General features: G+C 59.4%; 18 protein-coding genes. 8 read left to right on the top strand and 10 right to left on the bottom strand.

Annotated elements, in window-relative coordinates:
* Positions 1 to 8: 8 nt before the first annotated feature.
* The 7 genes from ACZ47E_RS18150 to melA (ACZ47E_RS18120) form a co-directional block, all read right to left on the bottom strand.
* Entirely contained in the window at positions 9 to 1,073 is a 1,065-nt protein-coding gene (locus tag ACZ47E_RS18150) for an HlyD family secretion protein (protein ID WP_112766413.1), read from the bottom strand.
* Between the two features lie 417 nt (positions 1,074 to 1,490).
* Complete coding sequence (melA, locus tag ACZ47E_RS18145) at positions 1,491 to 2,864, bottom strand: alpha-glucosidase/alpha-galactosidase (RefSeq protein ID WP_035209541.1); 1,374 nt, start codon at positions 2,862 to 2,864, stop codon at positions 1,491 to 1,493.
* Between the two features lie 23 nt (positions 2,865 to 2,887).
* Positions 2,888 to 4,555 carry an ABC transporter ATP-binding protein gene (locus ACZ47E_RS18140; RefSeq protein WP_112766412.1) on the bottom strand — a complete coding sequence of 556 codons (1,668 nt, stop codon included), beginning with the start codon at positions 4,553 to 4,555 and terminating at the stop codon, positions 2,888 to 2,890.
* Between the two features lie 12 nt (positions 4,556 to 4,567).
* Positions 4,568 to 5,704, bottom strand: a complete 1,137-nt coding sequence (locus tag ACZ47E_RS18135; protein WP_464017108.1) for an ABC transporter permease — start codon at positions 5,702 to 5,704, stop codon at positions 4,568 to 4,570.
* A 1-nt stretch (position 5,705) separates the two neighbouring features.
* The gene (locus ACZ47E_RS18130) at positions 5,706 to 6,713 is read right to left on the bottom strand and encodes an ABC transporter permease (protein ID WP_112766410.1); all 1,008 of its coding nucleotides are present in this window, start codon (positions 6,711 to 6,713) and stop codon (positions 5,706 to 5,708) included.
* A 139-nt stretch (positions 6,714 to 6,852) separates the two neighbouring features.
* A complete protein-coding gene (locus ACZ47E_RS18125) occupies positions 6,853 to 8,940 on the bottom strand; it encodes an ABC transporter substrate-binding protein (RefSeq protein ID WP_112766409.1) in 2,088 nt (695 codons plus the stop codon).
* Positions 8,941 to 9,045: 105 nt separating this feature from the next.
* Positions 9,046 to 10,512 carry an alpha-galactosidase gene (gene melA, locus ACZ47E_RS18120; protein WP_464017107.1) on the bottom strand — a complete coding sequence of 489 codons (1,467 nt, stop codon included), beginning with the start codon at positions 10,510 to 10,512 and terminating at the stop codon, positions 9,046 to 9,048.
* A gap of 198 nt (positions 10,513 to 10,710) precedes the next feature.
* Here melA (ACZ47E_RS18120) and ACZ47E_RS18115 point away from each other — a divergent pair, with 198 nt between their 5' ends.
* Together ACZ47E_RS18115 and ACZ47E_RS18110 are read left to right on the top strand one after the other, a co-directional pair.
* Positions 10,711 to 11,598 carry an AraC family transcriptional regulator gene (locus ACZ47E_RS18115; RefSeq protein WP_112766407.1) on the top strand — a complete coding sequence of 296 codons (888 nt, stop codon included), beginning with the start codon at positions 10,711 to 10,713 and terminating at the stop codon, positions 11,596 to 11,598.
* Positions 11,599 to 11,675: 77 nt separating this feature from the next.
* The gene (locus ACZ47E_RS18110; RefSeq protein WP_112766406.1) at positions 11,676 to 12,143 is read left to right on the top strand and encodes a hypothetical protein; all 468 of its coding nucleotides are present in this window, start codon (positions 11,676 to 11,678) and stop codon (positions 12,141 to 12,143) included.
* Positions 12,144 to 12,146: 3 nt separating this feature from the next.
* Here the strand turns inward: ACZ47E_RS18110 and ACZ47E_RS18105 are convergent, their stop codons facing one another.
* The 3 genes from ACZ47E_RS18105 to ACZ47E_RS18095 are packed head-to-tail and all read right to left on the bottom strand — an operon-like array spanning position 12,147 to position 16,703.
* Positions 12,147 to 13,058, bottom strand: a complete 912-nt coding sequence (locus tag ACZ47E_RS18105; protein WP_112766405.1) for a DMT family transporter — start codon at positions 13,056 to 13,058, stop codon at positions 12,147 to 12,149.
* Positions 13,055 to 15,457, bottom strand: a complete 2,403-nt coding sequence (locus ACZ47E_RS18100) for a PIG-L family deacetylase (protein WP_112766404.1) — start codon at positions 15,455 to 15,457, stop codon at positions 13,055 to 13,057. Before ACZ47E_RS18100 ends, ACZ47E_RS18105 begins: the two co-directional genes overlap by 4 nt.
* A gap of 19 nt (positions 15,458 to 15,476) precedes the next feature.
* A complete protein-coding gene (locus tag ACZ47E_RS18095; RefSeq protein WP_112766403.1) occupies positions 15,477 to 16,703 on the bottom strand; it encodes an ROK family transcriptional regulator in 1,227 nt (408 codons plus the stop codon).
* A gap of 251 nt (positions 16,704 to 16,954) precedes the next feature.
* Here ACZ47E_RS18095 and ACZ47E_RS18090 point away from each other — a divergent pair, with 251 nt between their 5' ends.
* Genes ACZ47E_RS18090 through ACZ47E_RS18065 form a run of 6 tightly spaced genes read left to right on the top strand, consistent with a single transcriptional unit; the run spans position 16,955 to position 23,455 of the window.
* The gene (locus tag ACZ47E_RS18090; protein ID WP_428191152.1) at positions 16,955 to 18,208 is read left to right on the top strand and encodes an extracellular solute-binding protein; all 1,254 of its coding nucleotides are present in this window, start codon (positions 16,955 to 16,957) and stop codon (positions 18,206 to 18,208) included.
* 17 nt (positions 18,209 to 18,225) lie between these two features.
* Positions 18,226 to 19,167 (top strand): carbohydrate ABC transporter permease, encoded by a 942-nt coding sequence (locus ACZ47E_RS18085; RefSeq protein ID WP_112635942.1) that lies wholly within the window; start codon positions 18,226 to 18,228, stop codon positions 19,165 to 19,167.
* The gene (locus ACZ47E_RS18080) at positions 19,164 to 20,006 is read left to right on the top strand and encodes a carbohydrate ABC transporter permease (RefSeq protein ID WP_006697289.1); all 843 of its coding nucleotides are present in this window, start codon (positions 19,164 to 19,166) and stop codon (positions 20,004 to 20,006) included. Before ACZ47E_RS18085 ends, ACZ47E_RS18080 begins: the two co-directional genes overlap by 4 nt.
* 4 nt (positions 20,007 to 20,010) lie before the next feature.
* On the top strand, positions 20,011 to 21,525 hold the full coding sequence (argH, locus tag ACZ47E_RS18075) for an argininosuccinate lyase (protein ID WP_112766402.1): 1,515 nt from the start codon (positions 20,011 to 20,013) through the stop codon (positions 21,523 to 21,525).
* A complete protein-coding gene (locus ACZ47E_RS18070; protein WP_112766401.1) occupies positions 21,525 to 22,565 on the top strand; it encodes an ABC transporter ATP-binding protein in 1,041 nt (346 codons plus the stop codon). The genes argH and ACZ47E_RS18070 overlap by 1 nt, the downstream gene beginning before the upstream one ends.
* Positions 22,562 to 23,455 carry a carbohydrate kinase family protein gene (locus ACZ47E_RS18065; protein WP_112766400.1) on the top strand — a complete coding sequence of 298 codons (894 nt, stop codon included), beginning with the start codon at positions 22,562 to 22,564 and terminating at the stop codon, positions 23,453 to 23,455. The genes ACZ47E_RS18070 and ACZ47E_RS18065 overlap by 4 nt, the downstream gene beginning before the upstream one ends.
* Positions 23,456 to 23,459 lie beyond the last annotated feature (4 nt).

Raw genomic sequence — 23,459 nt, 5'->3', positions numbered from 1 at the left:
GGCCACCCTCACTTGACGAGATTGCGTTCGAGATTCTCCGGCCAGACGGCCTCCGGATCAAGCCGGACATAGGCCATGCCGGGCAGCCCGGTTTTCACATATTGAATATATTTCTGCAGAAGTGCCTGGGGGATTTGCGCCCTTACCCGGAATGTCAGCTTCTGGCGTTCCTCTTCGGTCTCCACTGTTTTCGGCGTGAACTGCGCGACATCCGCGACGAAGGACACTTTTGCCGGAATGGTGTATTGGGGGGCGGCATCCAGTATCAGTCGAACATCAGACCCCATGGACGTGCGGCCAGCCTCGGCCGTTGGCAGGAAAAACGTCATATAGACGTCGCCGAGATCGACGAGGTTCAGAACCCGTCCACCGGCGGAAAGCACTTCTCCGGGCTGGGCGATGCGATATTGCACGCGACCGTCGCGGGGCGATTTCAGCGTCGCATCGGCTATGTCAGTCTCGATGCTCTCGATGTCAGCCTGTGCGGCGTCTACCGCCGCTTCGGCGTCGACGATCTGCGCCTTGGCGGCGTTGATCGCGGCGTCGGAAGCCGCAAGCGAGGCCTGCGCAGAGGCGAGCGTTGCGCGGGCGGACTGCTCGGCGGCCTCGCTGTCATCAACGATCTGCTGCGAGACCGCATTGCCCGTCAGCAATTGTTTCGAGCGTGCATTGGTCTTGGAGGCGGAATCGAGCTGGGCCTTGCGCTGTTCCACCACCGCAAGCGCCGACGTCTTTTCCGCTTCACGCTGGGCGACAAGACTGTGGGCCGTGTCGATTGCTATTTTCGCACGGCGAAGCTGTGCTTCCGCCTGGCGTTTCCTCGCCTCCAGCTGGGCCGTATCCATCTGCGCCAGAACCTGTCCGGCCTTCACGAAATCACCCTCACGGACCATAATATCCTGAAGGCGGCCGGCGGTCTTGGTGGAGATATCGATCTCGACGGCCTCGATGCGGCCGTTACTGGCCACGAAACCCGAAGGCAGGCCCTCGGCCGTCAGCTTCGACCAGGCGAAATAGGCAGCCACGGCCAGAACCACAACCGCCAGACCAATGAGCAAGCCCTTTTTAGACATCCGTCTTCCCCATGAACCCTTCAGATTTCAACCGTAGTACGATAAAACCGAAGAAGCCAGCCACCATCACGTTCATAATTCGTACCTGGTATTTCCCGCACTGAAAGCGGAATAACCGGTTTCCGGGACTTTCTACGCGAGAGAGCGGCTTGCAGCCTTGACACAAGTCAAGCGGCGAGAGGATTTAATGGAGAGCGTCATCAAGGCGCCCGCCGGTTCGCCGGCTGTTAACCGGCTCACCTTTGAGAACACCGACGGCACCAAGCGATCATACCGATGCCGCGCCATCCCCTCGACAATCGGACGTCATCCTCGAGCTTGTCCCGAGGATGACAGAGTAGGGTCTTCTATAGCGCTTGCGGAAGGATGATGTGGGCTCGCTGCACACCTCCGACCCGTTATTGAGAGCGATGATGTTTACACAGCCCGCGCCCGTTTCACCTCCGCCTGCGTCCATTCCGGCAGCCAATCGCTATGGGCCAGCAGCAGATCGTCCACCAGCGACCAAATCTGATCGAGATCGAGTTCCGCCGCAGTATGCGGGTCCATCATCGCAGCGTGAAAGATGTGGTCGCGGTTTTCGCTCATCAACGCCCGCACGGTCAGCTCCTGAACATTGATGTTGGTGCGCATCAGCGCGGTGAGTTGCGGTGGCAATTCGCCGATGAAGGTGGGCTGCACGCCGTTATGATCGACCAGGCACGGCACTTCCGCCGCGCAATCCGATGGCAGCGAGGTGATGCATCCATTATTGCGCTGGTTGCCGTAGATGACGGAGGGCTCGCCGGTCCAGACCGAATTGATGATCGAGGAGGCATATTCCTTCGACTGCTTGACCTCGATCTTTTCGGCCGAGCGATAGGCGGCTGCCTGGCCCTTCCAGCGCTCGATCTGTTCGATGCAGCGCTTGGGATATTCATCGAGCGGAATGCCGAATTTCTCGATCAGGTCTTCACGTCCCTCCTTGATGAAATAGGGCGTGTATTCCGCGAAATGCTCGGAGCTTTCGGTGACGAAATAACCGAGCCTCGTCAGCATCTCGTACCGCACCTTGTTGGGGCAGCGCGGATTCCAGCCGGGTTTTGGCGCGCGGCCTTCGCGATAGGCGCGCACGAGATCGGGGTAAAGGCTCCTGTAGCTGCCATCGGGCTGGCGATGCTCGAATTCCAGGAAAAACGCCATATGGTTGATACCGGCCGAACGATAGCGGATTTCCTCATAGGGAATATCGAGATCATGGGCGAGTTCCATCGCCGTGCCCTGCACGGAATGGCAAAGACCCACCTGCCGGATCGTCGGGTATTTTTCGGCAATCGCCCAGGTGTTTATCGCCATGGGATTCACATATTGCAGCATGATGGCATTCGGGCAGACGGCCAGCATGTCCTCGCAAATCTTCCAGAGGTGAGGCACGGTGCGCAAGCCGCGCATGATACCGCCGACGCCAAGTGTGTCAGCAATGGTCTGGCGCAGCCCATACTTACGCGGCACTTCGAAATCAGTGACCGTGCACGGCTCGTATCCGCCGATCTGGAACGCCACGACAACAAAATCCGCGCCGGAAAGCGCCTTTTTCTGGTCGGTATAGGTCTCGGCCTTCGCCTTTGCACCGAGCGTCGAAATCAGCTTGTTGACGACGATGGCGCTTTCTTCCAGCCTTTCACGGTTGATATCCATCAGCGCGATTGTGGCGCCGGAAAGGGCCGGACGCTGCAGCACGTCACCGATGATGTTCTTCATGAACACCGTGGAACCTGCGCCGATGAATGCAATCTTGGGATCTCTTGCCATGTCTACCTCCGGCAATTGGGAATTCAAGCGATTTCGAAGGCGGCTCGCAGAAGCCGCTGTGTATATTCAGTTTTCGGCTGACTGAGAACGTCCTCGACAGGGCCCTCTTCGACAATCCGCCCGCGTTGCATGACGATGACGCGATGGCAGAGGGCGCGGACCACTTTCAGGTCGTGCGAGATGAACAGGTAGCTCAAGCCACGCTCATCCTGCAGCTTGCGCAGGAGATCAATGATCTGCGCCTGCACGGAAAGATCGAGCGCCGAGGTCGGCTCATCGAGCAGGATGAATTCCGGCTCCAGCGCCACGGCACGGGCAATGGCGATGCGCTGGCGCTGGCCGCCGGAGAATTCGTGGGGGAAACGTGAGAGGATATTGCCGGGCATACCCGCCGCCTCCAGTGCGTCACGCACCCGGTCCAGCCTTTCAGCTTTCGTTTTTCCGAGACCGTTGATGATGAGGCCTTCCTCGATGATCTGGCCAATGGTCATGCGGGGGTTGAGCGAGGCAAAGGGATCTTGAAAGACGATCTGCATGCGCGAACGCAAGGGGCGCATTTGCGCGCGGGAGCGGCCATCGACCCTTTCGCCATCAAAAATCACCTCGCCTCCGACAGGCTCGTTAAGCCGCAGCAGCGATTGCCCGAAAGTCGTCTTGCCGGAACCGGATTCACCGACAAGCCCCAGCGTCTCGTGCCGCCTCAGCGTAAGGCCGAGGCTGTCGACGGCGATCAGTTCCTTCAATTCCGGTTTGAACAGCCCGCCGTAACGCATCATGAAAGAAACGCGCACGCCGCTCGCCGTCAGCAGCACGCCGGAATTTTCCGGCAGCGGCTTTGCCGTGCCATGCGGTTCGGAGGCAAGCAGCCTTTTCGTATAGGGGTGCTGCGGCGCTGCAAACAGCTTCTCCGTGGTGTTGTGCTCACGCATCTCGCCGTGCTGCATGACATAGACGTAATCGGAGAACTGCTTCACGATCGTCAGATCATGGGTGATGAGGACCACGGCCATGCCGCGCTTCTTCTGGAGATCGCGGATGAGGTTGAGGATCTGCGCCTGCACCGTCACATCGAGCGCGGTGGTGGGTTCGTCGGCAATCAGCACGTCGGGATCATTAGAGAGCGCCATGGCGATCATGACGCGTTGGCGCTGGCCGCCGGAAAGCTGGTGCGGGTATTGTTTGAGCCGCGCTTCCGGCTCCGGTATCTGCACCTGCCGCAGCAGATCGAGCGCCCTCGCCTCTGCCTGCTTCTTGCCGAGTTTCGAATGAACCCGGATCGCCTCAACGATCTGGCTGCCGATCGTATAGATCGGGTTCAGCGAACTCATCGGTTCCTGAAAGATCATCGAGATACGATTGCCGCGCAGCGCCCGGCGCTGGCGCGAGGAGAATTTCAGGATGTCGTCGCCGTTGAAGCGTACCGTTGCGGATTTCGAGACAAAAGCCCGCTTCGTCAGAAGGCCCATGACGGTGCGGGCGGTGACCGATTTTCCCGAACCGGATTCACCGACGATGGCGATGGTCTCACCCCGGTAAAGCTGGAAGGAAATGTCCTTCACGGCCTCCACCGTTCCGTGTTCCACCTTGAAGGTCACGGCAATGTTGCGGGCATCGATGATGGCGTTATCCTGACGATCATCGGCGTCGAAGCGGATGGCGGGGGCGAAGGTGTTGTTCAGGGCAGCGACCATGTCACGCTCCTCTCAATAGGGGTCAACGGCATCGCGCAGGCCGTCGCCCAGCGCGTTGAAGGCAAAGACGGTGACAAGCACGAAACCGACCGGTGCAAGAATCCAGGGATAGGAGCCGATGACCGAATAGGTCGCGGTATCCTGCAGCATCAGCCCCCAGGAGATCAGCGGCGGCTTCACCGCAAAGCCGAGGAAACCGAGGAAGGATTCGAGCAGCACGACGCTTGGAATATGCAAGGTCACGGCAACGATCACATGGCTCATCACATTCGGCAGGATGTGCTGGAAGATGATGCGCCTGTCGGTGGCGCCGACAGCGATCGCCGCCCGGACATAATCGATCCGCGCCAGTGCCAGCGTCTTGCCGCGCACCTCCCGCGACATCTGCGCCCAGCCAAGCGCCGACATGACGCCGACCACAAAGACGAGGAACACGGTGGTTGGTGCGGTGACGGGAATAAGAGAAGTCAGCGCGAGATAGAGAGGCAATTGCGGGAAGGCGAGCACCACCTCCACGAAACGCTGCACCCAGGCATCCAGCGGCCCGCCGAAATAGCCGGAAATCAGACCAACACTGGTGCCGATGACGGTGACGATGGCGACGACGCTTAAGGCGATGGCAAGCGATATGCGTGAGCCATAGATGGCGCGCGACAGCACGTCGCGTCCGAATTTATCGGTTCCCAGGAAATGCACCGGCTGGCCATCGGTTGAGCCGAAGAAATGCCGGCTCATCGGAATAAGACCCAGAAGTTTGTATTCCGCACCCTTCACGAAGAAGCCGAGATAGACGGGATTGTCGTAATCCGGGCCAACAATGGGCTGGAAGGTGACCGGATCGAGCTCTTCCGTCTCCGCAAGGGCATAGACTCGGGGCGCCAGGCTGAAATTGCCGTCCTTGTCGGTGAAACGGACCACCTGCGGCGGCGAAAAGCTGCCATGGGTTTCGAGCGGGTTCATCGGCGCAAAGAAGTCCGCAAAAATGGAGATGAGGATCAGCAGCACCACTAGTACCAGCCCGACCATACCCGTGAAGGATCGTCTAAGACGCCGCCAGACCAGCGCCAGATAGGTCTCGTTGCCACTGGCGGAGCGGTCGGGTTTTGCCGCGACGGCGGTTTCGGTTTTCATCTCGTCAAACGCCATCATCTCAGGCCCTCCCGAATTCGCGAACGCGCGGGTCAAGCATGGCGAGCAGCATATCGGCGATGATGTTGCCGACGATCAGCGTGGCAGCCAGCACCATCATGAAGGTCGCGGTGACATAGACGTCACCCACCGCCATGGAGCCGACGATGGCCGGGCCGACGGTCGGCAACGCGAAGATGATCGCGGTTTCGATCTCGCCGCTCAGCATGTAGGGCAGCACCACGCCCTGATACATGACGAGCGGGTGCACGGCGTTCGGCACCGCATGGCGCATGATGACGGCGCCTTCCGAAAGACCCTTGGCGCGCGCCGTCTCGACATATTGCGCATTCAGCGTATCAAGCAGATTGCCGCGCATCACCCGCATGTTGTAGGCCAGTCCCCCGAAGACGGCGATGGCGACCACCGGCCAGACATGGCTGACGAGATCTACGAACTTGCCCCACGACCACGGCGCACCGCCATATTGCGGCGAGAAGAAGCTGCCGATCTCAGACACATCGAAATGAAACACCATGAGATAGACAAGGATCAGCGCCATCAGGAAGCGCGGGATCGTCATGCCGAGGAAGGCGATGGTGGAGAGCAGGTTATCCACCCAGGAATATTGTCTTGTAGCGGCCCAGATGCCGAAGGCGATGCCAAGTACCGATGCGAAGATGTGGCAGACCAGCGCCAGCGCGATCGTGCGCGGCAGGCGTTCGCCAACCACATCGGCGACCGGCTTGTTGTAATAAAAGCTGTAGCCGAAATCGCCGCGGGTAATGATACCGCCGATCCAGTTGAAATATTGAACGACAAGTGGCTTATCGAGCCCGTGTTCGATACGGTAGGCCTGCGCCTGCGCTTCCGCCTGTTCGAAGGAAGCTCCGCCCTGGTTCATCAGTTGCGAGCGGATGTAGTCCGCGTAGTCGCCGGGCGGCGCCTGAATGATGGCGAAGGTCACCACGCTCAGGATCAACAGCACCGGAATGGCGGATGCCACGCGTATCGTCAGAAATCTCAGCATCGAACGGTCTTCCTCGGTTTGGATTGGCCGTGTGTTGCCGGCCGCGCTTCACGCGCGACCGGTACCGGTGTGCTCCGGGAGGAGTTCTTCAGGGTCTCGGTATTTCCAGCAAAACCGGGGTCCACTTCCTGGAAATGCTTTAGTTGATCGGCCCGCCCTCGCCCGGCTTTCCGGGAAGCTGCTCAGGGAAGAGTTCATATTTGCCCTGCTTGTCGGCCGCGACCCACAGGCGTTCGCGAATGATGGCATCTTCAGCCCAGTTGAACATGAAGATCGGCGTACCCTGCGGCACATTGGAGAACCGCTTGTTGACGATGAGCGCACCGGGATATTCGGTGAGGCCAATCGTGTAGAGGTTCTGCGTGTAGACCTTCTGGTATTGCTTCATCAGCTCGGCCCGCTCGGCATTATCCTGCGAGGAAATGAATTTACGAACGATATCGGCCATGTCCTTCTCGAAGGGCATCAGGTCCAGTTCCTTGCCCTCAGGCGAGCGGTGGTTCCAGCTGGTGCGCGGGCCGACCGGCGCCAGTTGCTCTGTATTCTGCACAACGGATGAAAGCTCGGTGGAATTGCGCCGCACCAGCCAGTCAAACTGCCCGCCATAATGGGCGGCGTCACGCTGGTTTGAATCAAGGCTGTTGATGACAACGCGAAGCCCAAGTTTCGCCATCTGGCCAACGAGACCTTCCGCAAGGCTCTTATCCGTCGCGTACCCGTTGTTGACGAGAAGGGTAATCTCGACATTACGGCCGCCGAGTGTCTCCTTCGGGAAATTCAGGAAGCCATCGCCGTCCGTATCCTTCAGGCCAATCGAAGCCAGTGCAGCCTTGGCAGCCTCTAGGTTGAAGGGGTAATAGACCGTCGAAGCGCGATCATAAAAGCTTGTCCCAGACGAAATGCCACCCGGATAAATCGCCGTGAAAGGCCCCTTGACCAGCGAGTCACCGATCGCCTTGCGATCCAGAGCGGAGGTGACGGCCTGACGAAACACCTCGTTGCGGTTCAGCTCACGAATGGCCTGTCCGCGCTCATCCGGATTGCCCCAGCCATTGGCGGAAAAATTCATCTGCAGATTATAACCGATAAGGCGCGGTCCAAAGGCAAGGCGGGCTGGCGCATTAGGATCAGCGGCGCGTTTCAGCGAGGCAACAAAATTCTCCGGCTGCTCGAGATTGGAAAAATCGCCCGATCCCGCCACAGCCTGCACATCGCGATCCGCCCAGGTAGAAAGCTTGTAGTGGACCTCGTTCAAATAGGGCAGCTGCTGACCCTTTTCATCCACTTTCCAGTAATAGGGGTTGCGACGCAGAACGATGAGATCATCCGGCCGGTATGACACCGGTACCCATGCGCCCATGACCGGCATGTTCATATAGTCCGGCGGAAACGCGTTTTTGAACTGGTTATAGGTGTTCTTGGAATATTTCGGATGCTGCGGTTTCAGAATATGCGACGGCCCGGGGCAGAAGCTCGGATAGGCCATGGTGTAAAGATATTGCTTGGGAAACGCCGCCTTGAAGGTCCATTCGACGGTGTAGTCATCGATCTTCTTGAGCGTCGTTCCTTCACCGAAAGCCTCGGGCGATGCACCGCCGCCAAGCGGTGAGACATTGGGATCAACGACGGCGTCTTCCCAATAGAACATGACGTCATCGGCGTTGAAGGGCTCGCCGTCGGACCACTTGGCACCCTTGACGAGATGCATCGTCAGCTTGTGGCCATCTTCGGACCATTCCCAGCTTTTCGCCAGATTGGGCAGCGGTTCGGTATCCTTGGCATCCACCTGGAACAGCGGTGCGGTTCGCGTCAGGCACTCCGAAAGCGCAATATCGATGCCGCCCCAGCCCTGGCTCTGGCCGGCAATATAGTTCCAGCCCTCCGGTCTGCCGCCGACGACATGGCGCATCGTGTCACCATAAACGCCGGCGCCGTCAGGCATGTTGGCTGCCTTGTAGACCAGCGGCTCCTCGGGCAGGCGTTCTTTCAACGGTGGCAGCTTGCCGGTCTTCTCGAATTTCTCGGTGATCCAGTCGGGTTCGCTATAATTTGGAAGCGCCTTGAATTCGAGGATCGAGTCGCGCGCCACATAGTTGATCTTGCCTTCGGCCGGAAATTGCGGTGGCTCGGGCGGCGTGGTGGTCTCGAAGGCATTCGCATTGAGTGCGATCATCGAAACACTTAAGCCCAGTGCCGCGATGATACCGATCCTGCGTTGAAGTAACATCGTCATTCCTCCCAAATGGCAGCTCTTCGACCGCCCACCCTCTGTGATCGTTTAGACCGGACGGCGAACTCCCTTTCGCCACCGGCCTGTTTCCGTGCTTTTTCCTCAGACAGCCTTCTTCAGTGCCATTTTCTCGGCCCGCAACTCTTCGATGGAACGTACATTGCGGCGTGCAGCACCCGCCCAGTCGCGCGTCTTGACGGTTGATGTTGCCAGCCGCTCCTTCGCAGCCGGAACGGCATCGGCATATTGGGGCAGCCAGCCCGCCTGCGCGACAACCATCTCGTCCACCATCTGCCAGACCTCCTCCGGCGTGGCGACGGCGCCGACCAGCGGGTCATGCAGCACGGCGAGTTTCAAAAGATCGATATCGCCGGTGACTGCCGCATGGACCGACATGCGCTGGACGTTGATGGAGGCCATGCAGGTGGCCGCGCAGGCTTCCGGCAACGTGATGCCGGAAACCATGTTGATGCCGAAACGATCGACAAAACCTGGTGATTCGATGATGGCATCCGCCGGCAGGTTGCTGATGACGCCATTATTCTTGACGTTGAAATGGCCGCGATAGACACGCCCCGTTTCCAGCGCTTCTAGAATGTGGCTTGCATGTTCGTTGGAGCGCTTTGCCGGATCGATCGGCTTGGCGGCCGAGGCGAGGAACTGCGGAAACTCTGTTTCGAACCAGTTGCGTGTTTCGGTGGAGTGGCGCAGATACCCCCCGGTTTCGCCATGAATCCAGTCGGACATATCGATCCAGCGGGCGATTTCCTCTGGCCGCTTGCGATACCATGGCAGATATTCGGAGAGATGGCCGTTGCTTTCGGTCGAATAAACACCGAAGCGCTTCAGCACGTCAATGCGAAGCTTCTCCTGCTGCGAAAAGACCGGATGCGCCTCAAACGCCGCAACCAGCTCTTCCTTACCGATCTTGCGGCCGTTGAGCCTCAGATCGATGAACCATGTCTGGTGGTTGATGCCGGAGCAGATGTAATCGAGATCTGCAAGGGATTTCGCACCGAGAATTTCCGCGATCTGTTCCGCGCCGTGCTGAACGCCATGGCAGAGACCGACCGTATCCACCTTGCCATATTCGATGGCTGCCCAGGTGTTCATGGCCATGGGGTTGGCATAGTTCAGGAATTTCGCACCCGGTGCGGCGACTTCGCGGATATCCTTGCAGAAATTCAGAATGACGGGAATGTTGCGCTGACCGTAGAGAATGCCGCCCGCGCAGATCGTATCGCCCACGCACTGGTCGATGCCGTATTTCAGTGGAATGCGGATATCGTCCGCATAGGCTTCGAGCCCGCCGACCCGCACGCAGCTGATGACGTATTTCGCGCCCTCCAGCGCCCGGCGGCGGTCCGTATGGGCGGTCACCTTGACGGGGAAACCATTGGCCTCAACGATCTTGTCGAGGATCGCCCTGATCATATCCAGATTGTGCTGGCTGATATCCGTGAGCGCGACTTCAATATCGCGAAACTCCGGGACACACAGGAGATCGGTGAACAGTTTTTTCGTGAAACCGACGCTGCCTGCGCCAATTATAGCGATTTTGAAACTCATAACGCCACCTCTGTTGCAAATCGAACGGGTGAAACGGGCCGACGGATCGTAAAATGGCATTGCAGAAAAATACCCGTAAGAATCCCGGAAAACCGGCCTTCCTCTCCAATTTTTCAGCAACAATATCCTGCTGGCTGTCTCCTCGGATCGGGATTATGCGTATAATACCGGCGAGGACCAGAGAAGGATTATGCTTTCATGGGTAATTTTGTGCTGCAGGATTTGATCGATCAGGGACCCGGCATGCGCACCGTCTCCCTGCCGCGCGGCCGCCAGACGTTGCACACCATGCCGACCAGCAGCGGTTATGAAATCCGCCGCAGTGGCAATTACGACTGGGATGGGCGCAAGCGCGGCCAGACGCCCTTTACCGTCCTGCAATATTGCATCAGCGGTCAGGGCAACCTGCGCTATGAGAACCGTCATTACGTGGTGAGGCCCGGCGAAACCCTGCTGCTGCTCATCCCCCACAATCACCGCTACTGGCTGGAAGATGGCAAGGAGTGGGAGTTCTTCTGGATTTCGATGAATGGCGAGGAAGCGCTGCGCATCCACCGCAACATTCTCTCCGTCACCGGCCCGATCCTCAAGCTGCAGCCGGAAACGGTGGATCATCTCGCCGGATGCTGCTCACGTCTCGTCAACGGTGCCGAGACACCGGGGGCGGCGTCCGCTGTCGCCTATGAGGCGGCGATGACGCTTTATGACGATGTCTTCGGCTCGCACCCTTCCTTTAGTGGCGAATATCGCACCATGCAGCAGGTGCTGAGCTATATAGACAGCCACCTTGGCGACCGGCTTTCCGTCAGCGACCTGGCCGCCGTGGCGGGTCTCAGCCGCGCGCATTTTTCCCGAATCTTCACCGCAAGCGAAGGCCTGCCGCCGGCGGAATTCGTCTTGCAAAGGCGCCTGAGACGGGCAGCCAAGCTATTGACCACCGCAGCCAACATTCCAATCAAGGAAGTCTCGGTGCTGTGCGGTTTCGAGGATCCGAACTATTTTTCGAAGGTGTTCCGCAGGCTTTACGGCACCAATCCGAGCGAATTCCGCACCACCGGCATGTATGCCAGTGTCAGGCAGGGCTGACGCGAAACAGGACTTGGTTTTGACATGTTTCAGGCGATTAAGAATAGGCGTTACACCTTCTTTGGAGGCTGGCAGAGGTGAACATCAAAATCCGGACGATTCTCGTCTTTCCGCTCAGGGCGATCATCGTTTTCGCCATGGTCCTCGACGGGATTTTCCGTCCGCTCTACCGGCCGGTCATCAGGGCCCTGTCGAAGCTGACATTCATCCAGCGGCTGGAAAGCCGGATAGCGCAGCTGCCGCGCCTTGCCATTCTACTCTGTCTCGCCGTTCCCTTCGCGATTGCGGAACCGATGAAGATAATAGGCCTCGTCCTCTTCGCCCATGGGGCTTTCAAGTCGGGGGTAGTTCTGACGATCATTGCCCATCTTTCGACCTTCCTGATTGTCGAACGCATCTATCATGCGGGCCGGGAAAAGCTCCTGACCTATTGCTGGCTGGCCTGGATCATGCGCTACGTGCGCTTTGCCCGCGCCTTTTACGATCGCGCCAAGTCCTCCGCGCTTAGCTGGATACGGCTCCGCCTTCTGGCGCAGCAGCGGTAACAATCACCGTTTGCGCCGCAACCTCTTCAGAAGATATTCCGCAAGCGCAGTCGATTGCAGCGAAACGAGGATGATGACGATACCAAGTACAACGCGGGTTTCTGGCACCTCATCGAAGAGGAAATATCCGACAGCGGTCACAAACAGGATCGACAGATAGCTGACCGGCGCAAGGACGCTTGCATCCGCGATACGATAGGCCCGCAGGAAGCAATATTGTCCCATTTGCGCCAGCAATCCGATGCCGAGCAACGGAACCCAGTCAAATGACGCAACCGGCTTCCATGTCCAGATTGCCGGAATGGCAGTGATGACGGCGAGGCCCACCGTGTAGAACACCATCATGACAGTGGTGTTCTCCCGCCGCAGCGCTCGTGTCTGGATAACCGCAAGCGCACCGAACACCACCGATATCAGAACAACAATCACGCCCACGCCAAATTCAGCGCCGCCCGGCCCAATGACGACCAGAACGCCGACAAATGCAAGACAGGCTCCCGCCCAGCGAAAGCGGCTCACGCTTTCGCCAAGAAAGGCGACAGCCATCGCCATCGTCACCAATGGCCGGGAAAAACCAACGGCATTGACGGTCGCAAGCGGCAACAGGGTGATGGCGATGAAATTGCTGGTGAGTGCGATGGCATTGCAGCAGATGCGGAAAATGTTACGCCACGGATATTGGATGCGCACCATTTCTCCCCGGTGCCGCCAGATCAGTGGCAGGATGAACATCAGGCCAATCATCGCCCTGATGAAAACGAGCTGGAAGGCGGGATAGGTGACGCCTTGTGCCTTGACGAGCGCGGTCATACCGCCCGCAACAAGGGTCATGTCCAGCAACAGCCAGCCTATGCCCGCGCGGGTGTCCGTCTCGCGAGGGCCTTGCTGTTCTTCACTTTGATCGTCGCCATTCACGCCGGTTGCACAAGATTGGCCATGAGGCGGAAAGCGCCAGGCACAAGCTTGTCCATCTGGTGATGCAGCACGAGGCTGGTATGGGTATGCCTGCCCTTGCCGATGACGCCCGAAACCAGCGCACCCTTCAGCGGCTGCTCATCGACATCATGCATGGCGAGCAATGGCTCGTAGACATCATCCCAGCGCGACGCGAAATAAAGCCCGCGCTCCTTGTCCCAGCCCCCCCAGTCAGCGGCATCAATCATGTTCGGCCCGGCAAGCAGCGGATGGTCGGGCAAGAGCACCGTTACCTCCGCCTGCGGATCGGTCACACGCCAGCGCAGGGAAGGCTTGCCGATCTCAAGACGCCGGACCGGTGTCGTTTCCGGATTCCACCCGTCAGTCGGCCGGTGATAGAGCGTGACCAGATGACCGCCGTTTTCAACGAAGCGGTGAAGCTTCTCCGTCGCGGCAGCGAGATCCCTGCGGATGCCGAAGGCGAAGATGCCAATAACGATCGTCGTAAAGGAAGACAGGTCCCCGCCAAGCGCCTGAGCGTCGAGGTCGGTGACATCGAGTCCCATTCGCGACAGCCAAAGACCCACCCTGTCAGCACCAACACCGACATAGCCGATCCGCGCCTTCTCGGGCAGCTTCAGGTCCAGCGAGAGGATTTTCAGAACGGACGGCGCCAGAAATCTTGCCCGACCGATGTGCGGATAAGCGATCGGCGTTATCTGAAATGCGGGTTGCGCACCGACAAGCGCCTCGATCTGGGCAAGGCCCACCCGGGCCTCGCCGTTACGTTCGGCAATCCAGTCGCCGCCGTTCTTGCGCAGGTTCCAGCCGCCCGTACTCCTGAACGACAGCGACGCATCGGCGCCCTTTATATGCGCCTGAAAGACATGCGCCTCCTGCCCCTGTCCGAGCGGAACCAGAAGAGCGTCCGGCGCAATGGTCAGCGACTGCGCCGGCGTCACGAAAAACGGTTCCTCAAGGTCGAAGGCGGCCGAAACCGTTCTGCCTTCAACCGTTGCGGAAAGCCGCACTGAGGCATGGCCATTGCCGCCCATGGCTTTCCAGTCAGGCTGATACAGCCCGGAAACAGGTGCATCCTGATCCGCGACAAGCGTAAAGACCCGCGTCTCGCCAAGTGACTGGATGGATGACGATACACCTGATGGCAGGACCGGGGTGACCTCGACATCAATGTGAGCCGCCTTGTCTGAAAGCTCCACGGAAAGAACCGACGTTCCGCCAGGAACGATCTCCGCCGGCTCGGCGTAGGCCCGCTCGAAAACATCAAGCGCCGTCAGGATGGCGGCATCGACCTGCGCCCGCTTGCGCCTGATCCGATGTCCGTGCAGTTCCCTGAAATCCGCAGTGGCGGATTCGTCCACCGTCTGCAAAAGCGCTGCCGCCGCAATAAGTGACGCCGTGATCCGCTGCCTGTCGGGAAAGGCTGATATCGCTTCGCTTATCGCCTGTTCCGCCTTGACCAGCGCCTTTGCCAATTCGGTATCCAGGCCCGGGAACACCGCAAGGTCTGACAACGACGACGGCAGCCCGTCGAGGATCGAGCGTTCTTCGCCCCCTGCATCACTGGCGAGTTCGAGATGCAGCGGCCAGACCTCCTGCGCCAGCTTAGGCCAATGTCCCATTCCCTGAGAAGCGTGATAATAACGCGACCATTCGCCGATCCGGTCATATTGCGCGCCAGTCGCCTGCTCCCTGCCGCGAGCATTTACTGTCAGGGTCGTCTCCGGCGGCGGCACTTCGTCATCATAGGTGTCACCACCGCCCGACCACGCGGGAAGGTAATATTTTGCCACCTGCCACGGCTTCAGCCCCTCTGCAAGATGTTCAGGATAGGCCGCAGGGTCCGCCGCCAGCGCGATGGCGCTCTTTGCCGCTCGCGTCATGGCGCGGTGGTGCCCATGTTGTCCCGGCACATCGAGAAAGGTCGGGATGACGATATCCGGCCGCTCCTTGCGATAGGCGCGCACCAGCCGCTCAATGATGCGCTGCTGCCCCCAGCGGCCAAAGGTCTGGTCGCCATCCTTGGAGAACCCGAAGTCATGAATGAGATCCGCCGGCCCATGGCCGAGCCAGCTGATATCCGCATCGATGACGCGGGCCGCCTCCTCCAGCTCCCGCGAGCGGATGACGCCGAGCGCGCCAAGCCTTTCCGGCCCCAGCGCATTCTGACCGCCCTCGCCACGTGTCGAGCAGGCGATGATGGTACGCATGCCAAGCTCCATGCGGAAATAGGCAAGCAACCCGTTCTGCTCGTCGTCCGGATGCGCGCCGGTATGCATGACGGTCACCGTGGACTTCAGCGCGCTCAGCCTGCGATGCAGGCGTATGAGCCACGGATCGGCCATTTGCCGTTCGATGCGCTCCCGGGGGGTAAGCATGGGCAGTATCCTCCAATATTCAGCCGGGTGCCTGCGCTGCGGCTCCCATGGATGTCTCAAGTTTTGGCGTGACGATATCGAAAAGCGGCAAGGCGGCAGCGCCGAGGGCAGCAGTCAACTGCCCGGACTTGCCATGGATGACACGCGGAAGTTCCCGCTGCCTGCGACTTGCGACCGAGGTCGGCAAAGGCCCCATCCGCGCAATGATTTCACTGATGATGACCTCAGGCAGAGCGCCGCCGAGAATGACTGTCTGCGGATCGAGAATATTCTCGAGCATCGCCACCATGGGCGCCAGATGCGCCGCAGCTTCGTCGATCCATTCCCTCACCACGGGATGGCCTGCCTTGAACAGGGCCTCCAGATCATCAAGTTCCGTATCCGCAACACCGGCGCATACAAGCTTTTCCTTCAGTACATAGACTGAGGCATAAGCCTCCAGGCACCCTCTCTGCCCGCAGGAAGGACAAGGCCTTCCCCTCGGCGAAACAGTCACATGGCCGATTTCGCCGGCATTCCCGAATGCACCGCGATAGGGCGCGCCATCCTGGATGATGCCGAGGCCGATACCGACGCCGAAATAGATCATGCAGAAATTCGGGATCGCCAGACCAGCACCAAACAGCCGTTCCCCAACTGCTGCGGCCGTGGCATCGTTTTCAACCACGACCGGCTGGCCGCAGGCTTCGCCCAGCATCTGCCGGGCATCAATGCCGCCCCAGCCGGAAAGCGTCGTCGGCCCCACCGAAGTCATGCCATCGATCTCGAAGGGACCGGGCATGACGACCCCGGTGCCAAGCAGCCTGCAGCCTAGATTTTTGGCAACGGCGTCATGCTCGGCGGCAAAGGTCTTGAATATGGCTTCCGGTGTCGTGTCCGAGAGCGGCGTGATGCGCTGCGTGCGAAGAACGCCGGCGAGATCAAGACCGACGGTGACCATATGGTCGGCGGCGATTTCCACGCCGATCGTCGCCCCGCCATCCGGGTTGACCGAAAACTGGATCGGCGGCTGGCCGCGACCGGTGCGACGACGGCCGAGTTCCTTCAGCAACTCCTCGCCCATGAGTTCATCGACGATATTGGCGACCGCCTGCGGTGTCAGATGCGTGATCTTGGCGATCTGGGCGCGGCCCAGGGACCCGTGCCGCCGAACAATATCGAGGACGACTCGCCTGTTATGTTCGCGGCTTCGCTCAGGGTTTTTTCCGATTGCTACGGGATAAGCGTCCACCGTGTGCACCGTCATCTCTTCAACTTCCCGTCTGTTAGAAAATTAATAGCGTCGAACCGACGATAAGCGCAATATAATAATTCAAGTAAATTATCTTATTGACAAATGCCTGCCTTCAGAGAACCGTAAGGGCGACCGGGGGTCAGGCTTGCCCGGGCGGAAGAGGAAACTCCGTCACCGGCAAATCGATGAGCGCGCGCGAAAGCGCGGAAAAGGGAACGATCGCTCCGCATCCGGAAGACCGGGCGGAGGAAAAGGAGGCTTACATGCGCAGGGCAACTCTGTTCGCCGGCTTGGTTGCCGGTTTCAGCACATTTGCATTCAACGCCGCGCAGGCGGTTGAAATCGAATATTGGCAATATGTCTTCGACACCCGCGTGAAGGCCATGGACGAGCTGATCGCACAGTTCCAGAAGGCCAATCCCGACATCACCGTCAAGCAGGTAACCTTCCCTTATGCCGATTACCAGACACGCGTGATTGCCGCCAATATGTCCGGCAAGGGCCCGGACGTGATGCAGCTGTTTTACGGCTGGCTCGACAAATTCGCGGCGGGCGGGATTTTGCAGCCACTGCCAACAGACGCTTTCCCGCATGACAAGATCGAAAGCGAATTTTTCCCGATCGTCAGCGCCATGAAACGCGGCGAGGACTATTACGGCCTGCCGACCGCGGTTCGTTCGCTTGCACTGTTCTACAACAAGAAGCTCTTTACCGAGGCCGGCCTCGATCCCGCAAATCCGCCGAAGACGCTCGATGAATTCGTCGCCGCCGCGCAAAAGATCGCCAAGCACGATGCCGCTGGCAATCTCACCGTCGCCGGTTCCACGCTCGATATGGGCGGACAGGATCACCAGTGGTGGCGTGAGGTGCTCATCCGCCAATATGGTGGCGAGCCCTATACCGACAACGACCAGAAGGTCACCTATAACAGCGAGCCGGGCATCCAGGCCCTGAAATTCTATACCAGCCTGCAGCTTGAAAAGAAGATAGGCCAAGTGGGTTTCATGGATGAGGGCCAGGCCGCCTTCCGCGCCGGCAAGGCGGGCATGACCATCGACGGCACTTTCCGGCTGGGCTCGTTCCGCACCATCAAGGATTTCGAGTGGGGCGTGACCGAACTTCCGACCAATGACAAGAATATCCGCTCCAACTATGCGAGCTATTTCGCCAACGGCATCAGCGCCAAGACAACGGGTGAAGAGCTTGAGGCGTCCAAGAAGTTCCTCGCCTATATCTCTTCACCGGAAGCCATGGCGATCTGGCTGAAGACAGTCGGCGAACTGCCGGCGCGACGCTCCGCAGCGCTGACCGAAGAAAACCTGAAGGACCCGATCTACGCGCCGTTCCTGAAGGGTCTGGAATATGCTCACACGACACTGTTCATGGATGAGGCCGCCCAGCGCCAGAACGCCATTGACATGACCAACCGGGTCCTGCTCGAGGGCCAGTCGGTTGAAGATTCCATCAAGCAGGCCGCCGAGGCCGAGCAGGAAATCATCGACGCGGCGAAACCCTGAAAACCGCAGGTCCAACCATGACAGCGACAGATCAACAGGGGGCGGTATCCGGCCGCCCCGGCGGCTCCTTTGGGGACCGTCTTTCCATGCGCACGAAACGGCTCTTATGGATATGGAGCTTTCTGGCGATCCCTATCCTGTTTTACAGCATCATCCGTTTTTACCCGACGCTTCAGGCCTTCTATCTGTCCTTCACCAACTGGGACCTGCTGAGGCCGGCAAAGTTCATTGGCGTCACCAATTACGTCAAGCTCTTCAAGGACCCGCAATTCTGGAAGGTGTTCAAGAACACCTTTACGTATCTCATCGTCGGCACGCCGATCAGCCTCGTGCTCGCCTTCGTCATCGCCTTTTATCTCGACCGCGTACGCATCCTGCACGGTTTCATCCGCGCGCTTTATTTCCTGCCCTATCTGACGACGGCGGCCGCGATGGCCTGGGTCTGGCGCTGGTTCTATCAACCGCCGCCCATCGGCATCATCAACGACGTCTTCGCACTTCTCGGCATTCCGCAGCAACCCTTCATCCGCTCTACGGACCAGGCGCTTTATTCGATCATGGTGACAGCCATCTGGGCAGGCCTTGGCTTCCAGATCATCATCTTCATGGCCGGGCTGCGCGCCATTCCAACGACATTTTACGAAGCCGCCCGCATCGACGGGCTGGGCGAATGGGCGATCCTGCGCAAGATCACGCTTCCGCTTCTGAAACCCACCACGGTCTTCCTCGTGGTCTTCTCGTCCATCGGTTTCCTGCGCATCTTCGACCAGGTCTACAACATGACGACCAATGATCCGGGCGGACCGCTCGGCTCAACGAAACCGCTGGTGCTGATGATCTATCAGACGGCGTTCAATTCCTATGCCATGGGTTATGCGGCAGCGCAGACGGTCGTCCTGTTTACCATTCTTCTCGTCGTATCGCTGATCCAGCTCTGGGTCCTGAGGGAAAAGAAATGAGCGAAGCAAAGCCACTTTCCCACGCCCGTATCCGCCCCGGTCGCATTCTCGCCTGGACGTTGCTGTTCATCGGCGGCCTGATCATGGTTTCGCCGCTACTATTCATGTTCTCGACCTCGTTCAAGACGGCGGACCAGGTCTATGATCTCAGGCTCATTCCCGCGGCACCGACGCTTGCCAACTATATCACGGTCATGGCCGACGGCCGTTTCCTGCGCTGGTTCTTCAACTCCATGCTGGTTGCGGTCATCGTTACCGTCTCCAACTGCTTCTTTGACAGTCTGGTCGGGTACACGCTGGCGAAGTTCGAGTTTCGCGGCCGCTATTTCATCTTCCTCGCCATCCTGTCGACGCTGATGATCCCGACCGAAATGCTCGTCATTCCCTGGTATCTGATGTCCAGCCAGCTGGGCTGGCTCGACAGCTACTGGGGCATCATGTTCCCGGGCATGATGACGGCCTTCGGCACCTTCCTGATGAAGCAGTTCTTCGAGACGGTTCCGAACGACTTCATCGAGGCCGCGCGCGTCGACGGGCTGAACGAATTCCAGATCTGGTGGAAAGTCGCCCTGCCGCTGGTGACGCCCGCGCTCTCCGCGCTCGCGATCTTCACCTTCCTAGGGAACTGGACAGCATTCTTCTGGCCGTTGATCGTCACGACAAGCAAGGAGCTCTACACCCTGCCGGTCGGCCTTTCGAGCTTTGCCGTGGAACAGCAGATCCAGTGGGAAATGATCATGACGGGCGCAGCCATTGCGACCATCCCCACCCTCATCGTCTTCATCGTCCTGCAACGCTACATCGTTCGCGGTGTGATGCTGGCGGGCCTGAAAGGATAACATCATGGCCGATATCAACCCGCGCCAGTCGGATACCAGCAAGTTTCCCGACCCTGTCTACAAGGAAACCGTGCTGCGCCCGCTTTTCGAGGGCGCCAAGAACCACCACGTAGATGGGTTCCGCCGCATAGACCGCGCCCACCTTGTCATGCTGCGCGAGACCGGTATTCTCGATGCCGATACGGCGGCCAAGATCGCCGGCGCACTCGAAGACATCGACAAAACCATAGAACCCGCGGAGCTTGTTTATACCGGCGAAGTCGAGGATTTCTTCTTCCTGATCGAGAAAGAGCTGAAAGCCCGCATCGGCGTCGATGTCGCCGGCCGCCTGCACACGGCCCGTTCGCGCAACGATATCGATCACACGCTGTTCAAGATCGGCCTCAAGGACAAGATCGACACGCTCACCGTCAAGGCGCGTGTCCTGCTGAAAGCGCTGATCGATGCCGCCGAACGCAATCAAGCCACGCTGATCGTGGCTTACACCCATGGGCAGCCGGCCCAGCCCACCACCTTCGGCCACTACCTTTCGGCAGCGATCGAGGTGCTGATCCGGGATATCGAACGTTTTGCGGAGGCGCGCCGCATCGTCGATCTTTCGCCGATGGGCGCTGCCGCCATCACCACCTCGGGCTTTCCCATCGATCGGGCGCGGGTCGCCGAATTGCTGGGCTTTGCTGCACCCTTACGCAATTCCTATTCCTGCATCGCCGCCGTGGATTACACGACCGCGACCTATGGCGCGATCGAGCTCATGTTCCTGCATCTCGGACGGCTCATCCAGGATTTCCAGTTCTGGACGAGTTTCGAGGTTGGCCAGATCTACGTGCCGAATGCGCTGGTGCAGATTTCCTCGATCATGCCGCAGAAGCGAAACCCGGTGCCAATTGAACATCTGCGCCACCTCGCCAGCCAGACATTCGGGCGGGCGCGCACGGTGCTGGATGTGATGCATAATACGCCCTTCACCGACATGAATGACAGTGAGGGCGAAACGCAGGGCATGGGTTATGAGGCCTTCGCCTCTGCCGGCCGGGTTCTCGATCTTCTTGCCAGCCTCGTTGGCCAGATCAGCATCGATCCCGAAAGGGTCGACCAGAACATCCGCCGGTCGTGTATCACCATCACGGAACTGGCGGATTCGCTTGTCCGCATCGAAGACCTGTCTTTCCGCCAGGCCCATGAGATTGCCGCGACTGTTGCCAAGAGCGTCGTCGCGCTGAAAGGCGATCTGCCGAACGACGGTTACCAGCCGTTCCTCAAGGCGTTCCATGAGCTGACAGGGCGGCAAACCGGGATCGATGAGGAAAAATTCAGGCAGATCGTTTCGCCCGAGCACTTCGTTGCCGTACGCAGCCGTTTCGGCGGCCCTGCCCCCGAACCGATGCGGGAGGCGATTGCCACCTATCGCAACAGGCTTGCTGCATTCGAGGCGGAAGCACGGCGATCCGCCGATCACGAAGCGGCAAAGGCCGCGGAACTCACAGAGAAATTCACCGCCCTGACGGGAGCCCGATGATGGCGACAATCGAACTCAATAAACTCGTGAAGCGCTACGGCAAGGTCGAGGCGGTCAAGGGCATCGATCTTGCCATTGAAGACGGCGAATTCGTCGTTTTTGTCGGCCCGTCCGGCTGCGGCAAATCCACCACCCTCAGAATGATCGCCGGGCTGGAAGAAATCTCCGACGGAGCGCTGAAGATCGGCGGCGACATCGTCAATGAGAAGGAACCGAAACAGCGCAACATCGCGATGGTCTTCCAGAACTATGCGATCTATCCGCATATGACGGTTCGCCAGAACATCGGCTTTGGCCTCTACACCTCGAAGCTTGACCGCGAGGAAAAGAACCGCCGCATCGAGGAGGCCGGCCGGGTGCTCGGTCTGGAGGCCCTGCTCGACCGGCGGCCGGCGGCCCTGTCAGGCGGCCAGCGGCAGCGTGTCGCCATCGGCCGCGCCATGGTGCGCGATCCCGCCGCCTTCCTGTTCGATGAGCCACTGTCAAATCTAGACGCCCAGCTGCGCGCACAGATGCGTATTGAAATCAAGCGCTTGCATCAGCGTCTTAAGACGACAACCGTTTATGTCACCCACGATCAGGTGGAAGCCATGACCATGGCCGACAGGATCGTCGTCATGAAGGACGGCCACATCCTGCAGGTCGGCACGCCAACGGAACTTTATGAAACACCCGTCGATATCTTTACCGCACGCTTCATCGGCAGCCCCTCGATGAACCTGCTGCGCGGAACCAGAGCCGGCGACAGCGTCGCGCCGTCCGCCACGGGTGAGCTTCTGATCGGCGTCCGGCCGCATGATCTGCTTGTTGGGGAGTCTGGGTCCGCTCAGGGGACGTTTACCCTGGAAGGAACGGTAACGGCAGTCGAGCCGCTCGGGCCGGAGACGCTTGTTCATCTGGACACCGATACCAGTTCTGTGATTGCCACGGCGAGAAGCAAAACCATTCCGGCCGTCGGCAGCAGGCTCCAATGCCAGGCGGAGCGAGGTTCGCTTTATCTTTTCGACGCCAAGACGGAAAAGCTTCTGGGCCGCGCATGATGACAACGGAAAAAACTGCCGTCATCAGCGTCGGCCGGATCTATTGTGACCTCATTTTCACCGGTCTTAATGAACTGCCAGTGCTCGGCCGGGAACTGTTTGCCCGAGACATGGAAATCGCCCCCGGCGGCGGAGCCTTCATTGCCGCAGCCCATTTCGCCCACGTCGGACGCCCGGTTGCTCTGCTCGCAAGGCTCGGCACCGATACGTTTTCGCGCGACATCGGTGAGAAAATGGCGCAAAGCGGCGTCGACCTGCGGTTTCTGGAACATGCAGCAGATGCCGGACCGCAGGTGACGGTGGCGACGGTGGTTGGCCAGGACCGGGCATTTTTGACGCGCCGTGCCGGCGCCGCCCGTCCCTCGACGCTCGATGCCGCCTTCGCGTGGGATAACGCCCGGCATCTGCACATCGCCGAGTTCGCCACGCTGCATGAGATGCCTGATCTGGTTTCACGCGCCAAGGCAAGCGGATTGTCAGTATCGCTCGATCCAAGCTGGGATGCTTCGCTGATCTACGACAAGGGGCTGCTGAAGGCCTGTGCCGGTGTCGACGTGTTTTTGCCCAATCTTGAAGAGGCGGGAGCAATCACGGGGCATTCTGACCCGGAAAGAGCCACCCACGCCCTGTCAGAGGCCTTTCCCGTCGTGGCGCTGAAAGGCGGCGCGCAGGGCGCTTGGGTATCTTGTCGAAGGGGCTTGCAGCATCTGGCAGCCCAGGAAGTACCCGTGATCGATACGACCGGCGCCGGCGACGCCTTTAATGCCGGTTTTCTTGATGCCTGGCTTCAAGGCAGGGACGAACAGCAATGCCTCACAGCCGGGGTTGCCGCGGGCAGTCTTGCCGTGCAGGCGGCGGGCGGCGCTCCGAGGGTGTCGACCACCGCTTGAGGCA

The sequence above is a fragment of the Agrobacterium sp. 5Ca39 genome, from assembly GCF_055382365.1.
This window is presented reverse-complemented; position numbering and strand designations above follow the sequence as displayed.